13 protein-coding genes are annotated in these 12,782 nt (G+C 63.9%); 4 read left to right on the top strand and 9 right to left on the bottom strand.

Annotation, left to right across the window (positions count from 1 at the left end; translation table 11 throughout):
- Positions 1 to 27 precede the first annotated feature (27 nt).
- Positions 28 to 801: an enoyl-CoA hydratase gene (locus tag ABWY06_RS07745; protein ID WP_353924985.1), complete on the top strand. Its 774-nt coding sequence runs from the start codon at positions 28 to 30 to the stop codon at positions 799 to 801.
- Positions 802 to 876: 75 nt separating this feature from the next.
- On the opposite strand, the gene pyk is transcribed toward ABWY06_RS07745, so the two are convergent.
- From pyk to ABWY06_RS07730, 3 genes are all read right to left on the bottom strand, one after another.
- Positions 877 to 2,328, bottom strand: a complete 1,452-nt coding sequence (gene pyk, locus ABWY06_RS07740) for a pyruvate kinase (protein WP_353924984.1) — start codon at positions 2,326 to 2,328, stop codon at positions 877 to 879.
- Between the two features lie 55 nt (positions 2,329 to 2,383).
- The gene (locus ABWY06_RS07735) at positions 2,384 to 3,322 is read right to left on the bottom strand and encodes a universal stress protein (RefSeq protein WP_353924983.1); all 939 of its coding nucleotides are present in this window, start codon (positions 3,320 to 3,322) and stop codon (positions 2,384 to 2,386) included.
- Positions 3,323 to 3,396: 74 nt separating this feature from the next.
- The gene (locus tag ABWY06_RS07730) at positions 3,397 to 4,203 is read right to left on the bottom strand and encodes a tetratricopeptide repeat protein (protein ID WP_353924982.1); all 807 of its coding nucleotides are present in this window, start codon (positions 4,201 to 4,203) and stop codon (positions 3,397 to 3,399) included.
- Positions 4,204 to 4,374: 171 nt separating this feature from the next.
- On the opposite strand from ABWY06_RS07730, the gene ABWY06_RS07725 reads away from it, so the two are divergent.
- The 3 genes from ABWY06_RS07725 (at position 4,375) to ABWY06_RS07715 (ending at position 5,685) form a co-directional block, all read left to right on the top strand.
- Positions 4,375 to 4,749, top strand: a complete 375-nt coding sequence (locus ABWY06_RS07725; protein ID WP_353924981.1) for a tetratricopeptide repeat protein — start codon at positions 4,375 to 4,377, stop codon at positions 4,747 to 4,749.
- A gap of 93 nt (positions 4,750 to 4,842) precedes the next feature.
- Entirely contained in the window at positions 4,843 to 5,265 is a 423-nt protein-coding gene (locus ABWY06_RS07720) for a DUF4124 domain-containing protein (RefSeq protein WP_353924980.1), read from the top strand.
- Between the two features lie 60 nt (positions 5,266 to 5,325).
- Entirely contained in the window at positions 5,326 to 5,685 is a 360-nt protein-coding gene (locus ABWY06_RS07715) for a PilZ domain-containing protein (RefSeq protein WP_353924979.1), read from the top strand.
- 42 nt (positions 5,686 to 5,727) lie between these two features.
- On the opposite strand, the gene ABWY06_RS07710 is transcribed toward ABWY06_RS07715, so the two are convergent.
- The 6 genes from ABWY06_RS07710 to ABWY06_RS07685 form a co-directional block, all read right to left on the bottom strand.
- A complete protein-coding gene (locus ABWY06_RS07710; RefSeq protein ID WP_353924978.1) occupies positions 5,728 to 7,059 on the bottom strand; it encodes a DUF58 domain-containing protein in 1,332 nt (443 codons plus the stop codon).
- A 13-nt stretch (positions 7,060 to 7,072) separates the two neighbouring features.
- Positions 7,073 to 8,035 carry an AAA family ATPase gene (locus tag ABWY06_RS07705; protein WP_353925019.1) on the bottom strand — a complete coding sequence of 321 codons (963 nt, stop codon included), beginning with the start codon at positions 8,033 to 8,035 and terminating at the stop codon, positions 7,073 to 7,075.
- 92 nt (positions 8,036 to 8,127) lie between these two features.
- A complete protein-coding gene (locus ABWY06_RS07700) occupies positions 8,128 to 9,444 on the bottom strand; it encodes a DUF4350 domain-containing protein (RefSeq protein ID WP_353924977.1) in 1,317 nt (438 codons plus the stop codon).
- Positions 9,441 to 11,030 (bottom strand): DUF4129 domain-containing protein, encoded by a 1,590-nt coding sequence (locus ABWY06_RS07695; protein ID WP_353924976.1) that lies wholly within the window; start codon positions 11,028 to 11,030, stop codon positions 9,441 to 9,443. The genes ABWY06_RS07700 and ABWY06_RS07695 overlap by 4 nt, the downstream gene beginning before the upstream one ends.
- A complete protein-coding gene (locus ABWY06_RS07690) occupies positions 11,017 to 11,997 on the bottom strand; it encodes a stage II sporulation protein M (protein ID WP_353924975.1) in 981 nt (326 codons plus the stop codon). The genes ABWY06_RS07695 and ABWY06_RS07690 overlap by 14 nt, the downstream gene beginning before the upstream one ends.
- Complete coding sequence (locus tag ABWY06_RS07685; protein ID WP_353924974.1) at positions 11,994 to 12,728, bottom strand: RDD family protein; 735 nt, start codon at positions 12,726 to 12,728, stop codon at positions 11,994 to 11,996. The genes ABWY06_RS07690 and ABWY06_RS07685 overlap by 4 nt, the downstream gene beginning before the upstream one ends.
- Between the last annotated feature and the right edge of the window lie 54 nt (positions 12,729 to 12,782).

Genomic DNA, 12,782 nt, shown 5'->3' with positions numbered 1-12,782 from the left:
GGTGCGGGCAACCCCCTGAGGAGTGTCATGAACGAGCATATCGTCGTCGAGCGCGAAGCCGGGCTCTGGACCCTGCGGCTCAATCGCCCGGATAAAAAACACGCCCTGACCCGCGCCATGTACAGCCATATGGCCGAGGCGCTCGAGCAGGCCGACCTGGATCCGACGGTGCGTGCCGTGTTGATCACCGGCGGCCCGGAGTGTTTTACCAGTGGCAACGATATCAGTGACTTTCTGCAGGCGCCGCCGACCAGCCTGGACAACCCGGTGTTCCAGTTTATGCGGGCGGTGTTCGATTTCAGCAAACCCCTGGTGGCGGCCGTTGCCGGCCCGGCCGTGGGTATCGGCACGACCCTGCTGCTGCATTGCGACCTGGTGTATGTCAGCCGTGATGCGCGCCTGAAGATGCCCTTTGTCAACCTGGGGCTGTGTCCGGAATTCGGCTCCAGCCTGATCCTGCCGCGGTTGCTCGGGCCGGCCAAGGCCGCCGAACTGCTGCTGTTGGGCGAGGCGTTCAACGGCGAACAGGCCTGCGCCTGGGGCATCGCCAACGCGGCGTTGGAGGATGGCCCGACGACGCTGGCCAGGGCCCGTGAAATGGCCCTGCGGTTTACTGGTTTGGCGCCCTCGGCGGTCGCGGACAGCAAACGCCTGATGCGCGCCCCTGGTCGGGAGGAGTTGCGCCGGGTAATGGTCGAGGAGGCTGAGCTGTTCGGCCAACGGCTGCGCTCGCCCGAGGCGATCGAAGCCTTGAGTGCCTTTATGCAACGTCGCCCCGCTGACTTTTCCAGGTTCGCCTGAGTGGTCGCTTCCCGGGTGTAAAAAAGCCGCTCACTGTGAGCGGCTTTTTCGTCCTGGGCGCCGTGGCGCAGGGGGTCAGACCATCGAATCGCCGACGTGGAGAATTTTCATGGTGTTGGTGCCACCGATGGTGTGATAGCTGTCGCCCTTGGTCAGGATGACCCAGTCACCGGGTTGCACCACGCCGCGCTTCAACAGCTCGTCCACCGCCGCCTGGCTGACCTGCTCGGGGGGGAGCGCCGCCGGGTCGAACGGCACGGTCTGCACGCCGCGGAACATGGCGGCGCGCGCCTGGGTCGGGCGATTCGGCGAAAAGGCGAAGATCGGCATCGAGGAGCGGATGCGCGACATGATCAGCGGGGTATAGCCGCTTTCGGTCAGGCAGATGATCGCCTTGACGCCGGGGAAATGGTTGGCCGTGTACATGGCCGCCAGCGCGATGCTTTCGTCGCAGCGCTCGAAGGTCCGGCCCAGGCGGTGACTGGATTTCTGGCTGGTCGGGTGCTTTTCCGCGCCCAGGCAGACGCGTGCCATGGCCTTGACCGCCTCGACCGGGTACTCGCCAGCGGCACTTTCAGCCGACAGCATCACCGCATCGGTGTAGTCCAGCGCGGCATTGGCGACGTCCGAGACCTCGGCGCGGGTCGGCATCGGGCTATGGATCATCGACTCCATCATCTGGGTGGCAGTGATCACCACCTTGTTCAGGCGTCGGGCGGCGGCGATGATTTTTTTCTGGATACCGACCAACTCGGCATCGCCAATTTCCACGGCCAGATCGCCGCGGGCCACCATCACGCCGTCGCTGGCACGGATCAGGCCGTCGAGCACGGCGTCGTCGGCCACCGCTTCGGCGCGCTCTACCTTGGCGATCAGCCAGGCATGGCCGCCGGCGGCATCGCGCAGGCGACGGGCTTCGTCCATGTCGGCGGCATCCCGTGGAAAGGAGACGGCCAGGTAATCCAGGTCCATCTCGGCGGCCAGGATAATGTCGGCGCGGTCCTTGTCGGTCAGCGCGGGGGCGGTGAGACCGCCGCCACGACGGTTGATGCCCTTGTGGTCGGACAAGGGCCCGCCGATCAGGACGGTGCACAGCAGTTCGTCGTGGGACACGGCGTCAACGCGCATTTCCACGCGGCCGTCGTCCAGCAGCAACTCGTCGCCCACCTTGCAGTCGGTAATCAGGTCCGGGTAGTCGATGCAGACCACTTCACGGGTCCCGGCATCGCGCGGGTGGCTGATGGAAAAGCGGAACGGCTCGCCCGCTTTCAGTTCGATGCGCTTGTCGGCAAAGCGGGCGATGCGGATCTTCGGCCCTTGCAGGTCGCCGAGCAGGGCGACAAAACGACCATGCTTGGCGGCGATCTCCCGCACCAGGCGCGCGCGGGCCTTGTGTTCGTCCGGCGTGCCGTGGGAGAAATTCAACCGGGCAACGTCCAGCCCGGCGAGGATCAGCTGTTCCAGCACCTCGGGCGAGTTGCTGGATGGACCGAGTGTGGCGACGATTTTGGTACGACGAAAGGTCATGCAATGGCTCCTGAGTTCACGCAGAACACGAGGCTACTATGCGCCGTCGCTGTAGTCATTGTTCCGCGGCACTACCTTCTGCCGGCCCCGCGGCGGCTGGTTTGAGCACCAGCAGGTCGCAGTCGACCGCCTCCAGCACCCGTTCGGCGGTATGCCCGATCAACGCGTCGTGCACACGGCCCCGGGCCACGGCACCCATCACCAGCAGGTCGATGCGCTGCTCGCGGACAAAGCGCGGCAGGGTCTCTTCAGCGAAGCCCTGGAGCAGGTGACGGTGCTCGGTATCGATGGCGTAGGGCCGCAGCAGCAGGGCAAACGCACCCTGGTGCAGGTCGGCGCTTTGGGCCACATAACGATCGTAGTCGGCCACCAACTCGGCATCGAACAGCAGGCTGTGGGGCAGGGCCGCGTGACTGTGCAGGTAGTGGGCGTCGAGTCCCAGCTGGCTGCCGAGCTCGCGGGCGGTCTGCACCAGCAGGTGGTCCAGGGCGGCGGGGCTGTCGTGTTCATGCACCGGGTCCAGTGCCGCGCACAGGCGCTGACCCTGCCAGTCCCCTTGTTGCACCAACCACAGCGGCACGCGGCAATGGCGGATCAACTGCCAGCAGGTGTTGCCCAGCAGCAATTGCCGGATCAGGCTGTGGTGGCCGGCCGCCTTGAACAGCAGGTCAGGTTGCAGTGCCTCGACCCGGGCGAGGATTTCCTGGTACAAGGGCCGGCCCCAACGTACCTGGACACTCACGGCCAGCCCCTCCTCGCGCAGCGGCCGGGCCAACGCCTCGACACGCTGCGCCAGGCTGGCCAGCAAGGTTTCGCGCGCCTTGTCCTGGGTCTGCGTTGCCAGCAGCCGGTTACCCTCCAGCGCGGTGTTGAACTCCACCAGCAACAACTCCAGGGCGGCGCCGCTCTGGCACGCCACCCAGGCGGCTCGCTGCAGCGCTGGTTGGGCTTCCTGGGTGGGGTCGATCACCACCAGTAACTGACGCAGTCTCATCGGGCTCTCTCCGGAAGGTGGCTACAGCTGCATTGCAGCGCAAACCCCCAGTCCGGGGCTTGATCTGAATCAGTTTAGGAGCCTGACTGATTCAGCGCCTGGTCGAGATGGCGCGCGGCCTTGTCTGCGAGTTCGCTGTGCGGGTATTGCTCCAGTAGGCGCCTCAGGTAAGTAATGGCCTTGGTGCGACTGGGCTGCGGATTGTCGGTCGCCAGGTACATCAGACCCAACTGATACAGGGCTTTTTGCTTAATGTCGGCGGGCACGCCCGGATCGGCAAGCGCCAGCGAATACAGCTCCTCTGCCTCGGCCACCCGGTTCTTCAACACCGCACGGCGCGACAGCAGCGTCAGGTCCGGGTCCAGGCTGGTCTGATAGAGGTCGAGGTTCTGGTCCGGATGCCACTGGTCCAGACGCTCCCGTGCGCTCTGTTGCAGCGGTTCGGCCAGGCGCTGGCGGATCGAGGCAATGCGCACAACAGCCCGCTCGGCCGCGCGGCTGGTGGGGAACTCACGGTTCACCCGCTGCAAGTAATCGAGCGCCTTGCCGTCGTCCCGCGCCTCGTTGTAGCGGTTCATATAGAGCAGGCCGATCTGGTACAGGGCAATGGCCCGCACCTGGTCGCTTAGCCCCGTGTCCTGGTAGCCACTGAGGTACAGTCGTTCGGCGTCGGCGCTGCTGTTGTCGCGAATGGCCAGCGCGGTATAGGTCAGCAGGTCGCCTTCCTCTTCCACGGCCGCGGTCATGCGATGGCTTTTCAGGGTCTTGTACTCGGCCACTTCCTGGGTGCTGAGTTGGACGATGAACAAAGGGGTGGTCGGTGCGCAGCCGTTCAGCAGGAGCAGGAGCAGGACGAGCAAGGCGGATTGCAGGCTACGCATGGCAGGTCCAGAGGCTACAAGAGGGGAGCCTGCAGTCTAACAGTGCCCCTGGCCTGCGGGTCGATGCCGGTAGAGGACCCAACGGAGGATATGCCCGCCGATGGATAAGCCGATGTCGGTTGAAGATTGGCCGGCAACGGCCGATACCCGTAGTTAAAGGAGGATCCCTTCATGCGCATGACTCTGATTCTGGCCTTGGCGTTTTTACTCCCGGGTTGCACGCGCTGGTCGCTGGACCAGCATATGGACAACGCCTACCGCTCCTATGACCAGGGCAACTGCGCACGGGTCATGCTCGAGTTGTCCAAGGCCGAGCGAAAAAGCCGCGCTCGGCGTTACCTGCAGCCGGAGATATCCTTGTTGCGTGGACAATGCCTGGAGCGGCAGAAGTTGTATGTGGATGCCGCGCAGACCTATGAATTCATCCTGGCCCGCTATCCCGACAGTGAATATGGCTTCCGTGCGCGCGCACGACTGGAAACCCTGCGTCAGCTCGGTCACTATCCAATAAACGAACCGGCTAAAGCCCATGCCGCCGCGCTTTAAGTGACTTCCCAGCGAGCGTCATGACCGCGCATGGGCGCGGTGGGCAAGACGGGTCACGTTGAACTAATATTTTTCCGGTAAGGAAGGAGCTTCATGCGTCGTCTGTTGTGGTGTGTAGTGCTGCTGCCAGGGCTGGCCAGTGCCGAGATCTACCGTTGGACCGATGCCCAGGGGCAGGTGCATTTTGGTGAACGGCCAGTGGCCGGTGGTGAGCGTGTCGACGTCAAGCCGCAAGTGGTTGAGCGAGATGACGCGACACGCGAGCGAGAGGCCCGGGCTGAGCGTTTTTATCAGGCCCGGCGTGACGAGCAGGTGCAGGCTGCGGACAAGGCCGCCGTGCGGCAAGGTCAGCATAAGGAGGAGTGTCAGGCGTTGCGCAGTCAGTTGGCGCAGCTGTCCAAAGGCGGTCGCTATTATTCCAGGGATGAGAAGGGCGAACCGGTGTTTCACAGCGATACCGAAATCGATACCGCACGTCGTCAACTGAGCAGCCGCGTTGCTGAGCGCTGTGACTAAAGTTGGTTTTACTGCAGTAGTGCGGCCATACTCCATTGCCTATTATAGCGATATGCCAGTATGTCAACTCAACGCCGTATCGAACGTCATCAATTACTGTATTACCTCAAGGTCTTCAATCAGGTCACCGACAAGCCCATGGGCTATATCGGCAATCTTTCCCTGGACGGTCTGATGCTGATCAGCCAGCTGCGGATGATGGTCGGGGCGAGTTTCGACCTGCGCTTGAAGATTCCTGCCAGCGAGGGGCCGGAGCGCTATATCGATTTCTCGGCCATTTGCCAATGGTGCCGTGAAGATGTCACGCCAGGCAGTTACGACTCCGGTTTTTCGCTGGTGGCGCCACCGACCGATTACGTGGAAATGCTGGGGGATCTGCGCAATTACTTCAGTTTCCGTCCGCTGGCCGCGTCGGTCTGAGCGATAGCCCACCTCGCAGGGTGGGCGGGGCGTGTTGGCGCCTTACAATACGCCGGCTTTTTTCCAGGCCAGGTAGCGTCCCACCAGCTCGGGTCCCAGCTGGCTGGGGCGCGCGTCCAGTACCGGTACGCCATGGGCGGCGAGCCGTTCGTGCAGGGCGCCGCGCGCATTCAGGTAGTCCACGGTTGCGCAATAGGCCAGGGCTTGCTCGTAACCCTGGACCTGTGTCTGGCGCAGGTTGTCGAGCACCTCTTCGCGCAGGCTGGCAACCAGCACCCGGTGCTGCCTGCCGAGGCGTTTGACCGCGCTGAGCAATGACTCGTCATCTTCATCGCGCAGGTTGGTCACCAGGACTACCAGCGCACGGCGGCGCTGGCGGCTCAACAACTCGTCGGCCGCGGCGGCAAAGTCTGCGGGGCGGGTACTGCTGCTGAGGTCATAGACGCTATTGAGCAGCACACTCAATTGCGCCGGTCCCTTGACCGGCGGGAGAAAGCGCTTGTGCTCGCCGGCGAAGGTTGACAGGCCCACCGCATCGCCCTGGCGCAGGGCCACGTAGCTCAGCAGCAGGCAGGCGTTGAGGGCGTGGTCGAAGTGTGCGAGATCGCCGTCCTGACTGCGCATGCGGCGGCCGCAATCGAGCAGGAAGACAATTTGTTGATCGCGTTCATCCTGGTACTCACGGGCAATGGGCGTGCGTTTGCGCGCGGTGGCTTTCCAGTCGACCTGCCTGAGGGTATCGCCGTCACGGAACTCCCGCAGTTGGTGGAACTCCAGGCCCAAGCCGCGCCGTGGACGCTGGCGTACCCCCAGTTGACTGAGCCAGTCATCGACCGCCATCAGTTGCGCACCGTAAAGCCGAGCAAAGTCCGGATAAACCCGGGTCTCGCCAATCAGCTCCAGGTAACGCCTGGCCCGCCACAGGCCCAGTGGACTGGGTACGCCGATTTCGCAGCGCTCGAAACGGAAATGACCGCGCTGCAGCGGTTGCAGCCGATAGCCGAACTGGGTTTGTTCGCCGGGTCGCAGCTCTACGCGCTGGGGCAGGTGTTCCCATTGCATGCCACTGGGCACGTGGTCGAACACCTCTATCCTGATCCGTCTTGCATACGGGTGGTGCGCGATCATGCGAATTTCACCCCAGCGACCCAGGGCCAGGTTGCCGGGCAGGCTGCGTTCCAGGCGTGGCGATGGCAGTCCGCGCAGCCAGACCGCATCGACGCCAGCCACCAGCGTCAGGCTCAGCAGCAGCCCCCACCACAAGGCGTGCAAGGTGGTCGGCGGCTCGATCTGCAGGGCTTTCAGGCTGCCCAGCAGCAGCGCCAGGCCGAGCAAGGTGCCCAGCAAACCCAACAGTGTGCGAGAGGGTTTCATCGGTACTGGGTCTTCATAGGCGGGGGGCAGGAACCTGGTCGAGCAGCTGTTGCAGCACTTGATCGACCGACAGGCCTTCGATATCCAGTTCCGGGGACAGCCGCACCCGGTGGCGCAGCACGGCGAGGGCGCATCCCTTGATGTCATCGGGTAGCACGAAGTCGCCACCGCGCAGCAGTGCTCGGGCGCGCCCACCGCGCACCAGGGCGATCGACGCACGGGGCCCGGCGCCCATCGCCAGACCTGGCCAGGTGCGGGTGGCGCGCGCCAGGCGCACTGCATAGTCAAGAACCTGCTCGTCGAGCGGCAATTCGCTGGCGATTTTCTGCAACGCCTGAACGTCCTTGGCCTGCAGCAACGTGCGCAGCGGGGTGACGTCGAGCATGTCGGCGCGGGAGGAGCGGGTGACCTGGCGCACCATGCTCAGCTCCTCGTCCAGCAGCGGATAGTCCATCTGCAGCTTGAGCATGAAGCGATCGAGCTCGGCTTCCGGCAAGGGATAGGTGCCTTCCTGTTCGATCGGGTTTTGCGTTGCCAGCACCATAAAAGGTAGCGGCACCGGCAGTGGCTGCCCTTCCAGCGTCACCTGGCGCTCCTGCATGACTTCCAGCAGCGCGGCTTGGGTCTTGGCTGGCGCGCGGTTGATTTCATCGGCCAGCAGCAGGTTGGTAAAGACAGGGCCTTTGCGCAGCTTGAACTGCTCGGACTGCAGGTCGTACACGGCATGACCGGTCACGTCGCTGGGCATCAGGTCCGGGGTAAATTGAATGCGCGAGAATTCGCCGCCAAAGCAGCGCGCCAGGGCGCGAACCAGCAAGGTCTTGCCCAGCCCGGGGACGCCCTCGATCAGCACATGACCGCCAGCGAGCAGTGCCGTCAGTACATCGTCGATCACCTGCGTCTGGCCAATCAGGGCTTTTTGCAGCTCCAGACGCAGTGCCTGGGCCAGCTGGCTGGCCCGCTGCCGTTGTGCCATGTGGGGCGTCGGTGCTCGGGCCGGTGTAGCGGGTGCCGCGGCGGGCGGGCTGCTGGGCGCGGTACTGCTGATCGGGTCTGACGGCTGTTCGCTCATAGGGCATTCCTGAGGCTTTGCAGGTGGGCGACCTGGCGGGTGAAGTGGGCGGCGGAGAGGCGCTTGGCGGTCGTAGGGCGCATCGCCTGACCGATAGCACCGGTCGGTTGTCGGGTGAGGCGACTGAGCACCTGCCATTGTTCGGCAACGGCGAGTCGCTCGAAGCCGGGATGACGGCGCCGCGCCCGGCGCTGAATATCCTGTTGCAGGGCTTGCAGCAGGTTGTGCTGCCCACCGTGGCGCAGCAGGAAATCGGCGCTGCCGCGCAAGTGCTCTTCGAGCTGGCGACGCGAGCGGCTGGTAGGTGCCTGCAGGGGGCCGTGACGTTGACCGACATGCCACAGCAGCAGGGCGATCAGCAGGCCACAGGCAACCAGCGCCGGCAGAAAATTGCGCAGCAACAACGTGCCGAGGCTATCGTGGTCGGCCCGGGAGAGCAGGGTGACCTCGCTGTCCTGGGACAGGTACCAGAGCAGCCAGGCGTTGTCGTAACTGGCAACTTCATCGTTCTGCCAGATGCCGTCGTCCGAGAGGACGGTGATCAGGCCTTCACCGTGGTAAAGCTGGAGCAGGTGCGTGGCACCGGAACTGTTGGCCCAGGTGTGGGCGCGGTTTTGCGCATCGTAGAGGTGATAGTCGGTATCGAAGTTGAAATAGGCCGGGGCCTGTTCGTTTTCCAAATAAATCTTGGTCAGTTCGGGATAGGCATCCTCCTCGTCCTCGCCCGCTTCACTGGTGTCCGCGTGGCCTTTTGCCGGCGCCTGCGTGGATTTGCCCTTGCCCGCTGGCCGGGCATTGTCGAGCGGCGCGGTGTCGCTGCCCGCTGCTGTTTCTTCTGCCTCGTCGGCGATTTCGGCGCTCGCCGCTTCTTCGTTGCCTTGTGACTCGTCCAGTTCGCTGCTCAGCTGCCGTCGAATCCCCAGGCTGTCGAGCAGGGGGTCGCCGCTTTTACCTGTTTCGTCGTCCCACTGGTGTGCGGCGACGAACAGCAGGTGGCCGCCTTTTTCCGCCCATAGCAGTAGCCGTTCCGCCTGGCGCGGCGTCAGGCGATGTCGGTCGCCGAGCAGCATCAGGGTCTGGCCCTTGGATGGCAGCTTGCTCAGTGCGGCAAAATTGTCCGCGCGTTTGACCACCCGCCCCTGTCCGCGCAAGAAATGCTCGGCAGCCAGGTAAGGGTTGGCCGCGACCTCGGGCGAGGGACCGTGTTCAAGGGTGGTTTCATAGGGCACGGCCGTGTGCATCAGGTAGGTACCCAGTAGGCCCAGCAGCAGCGCCAGTCCTGCGCCCAGTGCCCAACTGCCTGGGCGGCTCATGGCGTGGCTCCTTGTGCGAGCAGCCGGCGCCAGCCTTCGCACAGCCCCCGCTTCAGGGCGCTGGGCGGCACGCTGTGACCGTAGGCGAGGTTTTGCCAATGGCGGGTCAAGACCTGGGCAAAGCGGCTGAGCTCAGGCTGTTCCAACCGGTGCAGCAGATCCAGCACTTCGCTTTCGGTGTGCGCGGCTTTCAAGGGCAGGCGCCAGTGGTGCAACAGTTGGCTGAGCAGGGCGCGATAGAGCAAGCCCAGTGCCTCGCGGGGATGATCTTCCCATAGCCGTTCGGCTTCGCTGGCAACATCGTCGGGCAGGCTTTCGGGTGCCACTTCCAGGCCGAACAATGTCTGCGGCGCGCTGCGCTGCCGTCGTTTTGGCAAGCCGACACGGCCGGCAAATGCGCTAAGCCAGTCGCGGTAGCGCCAGACGAGCAGCACCAATAGGCTGGCCAATAGCGCCCAAAGAATGGTTTCGGCCACCAGGGGGACAGCTTCTGCGGGCTTGGCCGGGTCGCGTGGGCGATCGCCTTTGAATATCGATTCGAGCAACTTGACCAGCTTGTCAAAGAAGCCCTTGTTGTCGTCGGCCGGTTCTTCCTCGCCGAAACGCCAGCGGGTGACGGTTTCACGGTTCTCGAACGGCGCCTGGTCGAGCACTTGGCTGATTTTCTGCCGGGCGGCGGCACTGCTCAGCGGCTGCTGGGTCAGGCGATCGGCGTCGGGGCCGTGAGGGTCGACTATGGGCAGCGGGCAACTGCTGGCTTCGCCAGCTGCCCAGACGATGTCGGCGGGGGGTAACAGGAACAGGGCGAAGCCAAGGAGCAGCGCATAGGCGACGCCGGACAGGCGCTGACGCAGGTGACGGAACACCAGTTCGATATCCCATGCCTCCAGCAAGGTGCGGCGGTTCAGATACAGGGTAAAGCCGCACGCCACATACACGGGCTCCCAGACGATCAGTACCAGGACGTAGAACAGGTTGGACAGGTGCTCCAGCCACAACCAGTCTCCGGAGGCGGCTTCGGCCAAGCTTTTCCAATCCCAGTCCAATTCAATCTGGTGCGGGATCATAAAGTAGAAAAACAGGATAAGGCCGATATACAACGTGCCTTCCAGGTGCATGCCAACGATAGTCAGCCAGCTGGCGCCGCCGACATCCTGTTGCCCCAGCACCACCAGGCGACGCGTGCGGGCCGCACCGTTGAGACCTTCGAGCTGCATGACCGGCATATCGAAACTGCGTGTCAGGCTCAGGCGACGCCAAGTCAGACTGGCCAGCACTTGCGGACGCAACAGTCGTGGCAGGGCCTTCAAGGCTTGCTTGAGACTGGGCACGTCGCCGAACAGGGCGCGTGAGAGGATATACAGTGGAAGCCGCTCATACAGGGGCTTCATCAGCCAGAAGGCGAAGATCGCCCAGGCCGGGTAACGCCACAGCAGCAGGCTGAGCAGGGTGAACACCGGCAGGGTCAACAGGGCCCAACTGGCCATTAATATGCCGGCGTGTCGGCGTGCCAGCAGGATCCCCAGGTCCATGGCTTCCCAGCGGTTGCGTGGGCGGATGGCGACGCTGGCGTCAGTCAGGCGCATGCTGAGCTCGTCCGGCAAACCCCAGATACGCGCCGACCAGCAGCCACAGCGCAGCGCCCACTCCGTACTTGACCATGGGCGTGGTGTAGGTCATGGACGACCAATAGGCTTCGATAAAGGCGGCGATCAACAGAAACAGTATTACCCCAGCCACCAGTTGCACACTGCGCCCTGCTGCCACCCGCAGCGCCTCGGCGCGTGGCTGTCGCCCAGGCGCAAGCAGTGCCCAGCCGAGTTTCAGGCCAGCGGCGCCGGCCAGCGCGATCGCCGTCAGCTCGAAGGCGCCATGGCCGATGACAAAGGACCAAAAAGTTTCGCTGAAGCCAATCTGCGTCAGGTGGCCCGCGACGGCGCCGATCGTCAGGCCGTTGGACAGCAGGAAAAACAGGCTGCCCAACCCGAACAGCAAACCGCTGGCGAAGGTTTGAAAGCCGACGCTGATATTGTTCATGATGTAGAAGCCGAACATCATCCAGTCTTCGCCCGAGCCGCGCTCGGCGAAGCGTCCGATCCGACGCGCAGCAGGGTCATACATGGCTTCCATCTTGTTCACTTCAGCCGGTGCCATCAGGCTATAAATCAGGTCGGGGAAGAGATAGACCAGCAGCGCCATACCGAACAGGCTGCCAAAGAACAGCAGGCTGGCGGTTGCCACCGCGGGCCACTCGGCCCGCACCAGGCGGGGGAAGCCGGCGAGGACAAAGCCGATGATTTGTGCGCCCAGGCGGCTGTTGTGGCGATAAAACTGCTGATGGCCGCGCATTGCCAGTTGTTGCAGCAGATCAATCAGGTGGCTGCTGTAACCCCGTTCCTGGGCCAGGGCCAGGTGCTGGCAGAGGCGTCGATAGGCCGGCGCGAAACCCACCATGTGCTTGCTGTCGGCCTTGCCTCGTTCCAGCGCAACGAGCATCTGGTCGAATCCTTGCCAGTCGGCCTGGTAGCGGCTTTCGAATAGGCTCTGTTTCATACGTGCCCCAGCAAGCCGCGGGCGATGCCGTTGAGGCGTGCTTCGGCCTCGTCGACCCCGACCTGCAGGGGCTCGGCCAGAATGGCCGCCACTTCCGTGCGGCGCGCGCTGGAAAGGCCGGCTTGCCGTTCGGCAAAGCCCAGTAGGGCCCGCTGCTCGATCAAGGTCAGGGGAAATGGCGCCCGTTGCGCCGGCGCCTCGGGCAACTGCGGACGAACCGAGGGTAGGTCGCGGTACACCACCAGGGTGCCAGCGGCAATGTCGCCCAGGCGTTTGAACGTTGGATGGTTCAGGCAGCTGAGCGCGCCCAAGGTGTAGCCAAACGGCAGCAGGTCGACTACTCGCAGCAGGTTACGGGTCAGCGAGGCCCCCCAGCCGATCGGGGTGCCGTCATCATGGACGACGCGCAGTTTCATCAGCTGCTTACCCGGCGAACGGCCCTGATTCAGCACTTCGAACAGCACCATGTACCACCAGGTGACCAAAAACAGCAGTAGCGTGCCCAGCCCCATACCAAATTGCCCGAGCATGCCCAGCAGAATAAACATCACCAGCAGCGTCACACCGCGAAAAACCAGGTCGATGGCGAACGCCAGGGCGCGCGGCACCAGGCCCGCGGGGCGCAGAGTGAGGTCGACCCCTTCCGGGGTTTCCAGGTGAAAGCGTGTGTCCAGCAACGGGGAGGCAGCTGAATCGGATAGGGGGCTGACGGCAGCGGAACGCGAAAGCATTGGCGGACTGTATGGATTAAAGCCCGATGCTAGCCAGCGGCAGGCAAGGAAGCA

Origin of the sequence: Pseudomonas sp. (assembly GCF_040514055.1) — a bacterium.
GTDB lineage: Bacteria > Pseudomonadota > Gammaproteobacteria > Pseudomonadales > Pseudomonadaceae > Aquipseudomonas.
Note: the sequence above shows the minus strand (reverse complement) of the source record. Positions and strands in the feature narration are given on the sequence as shown.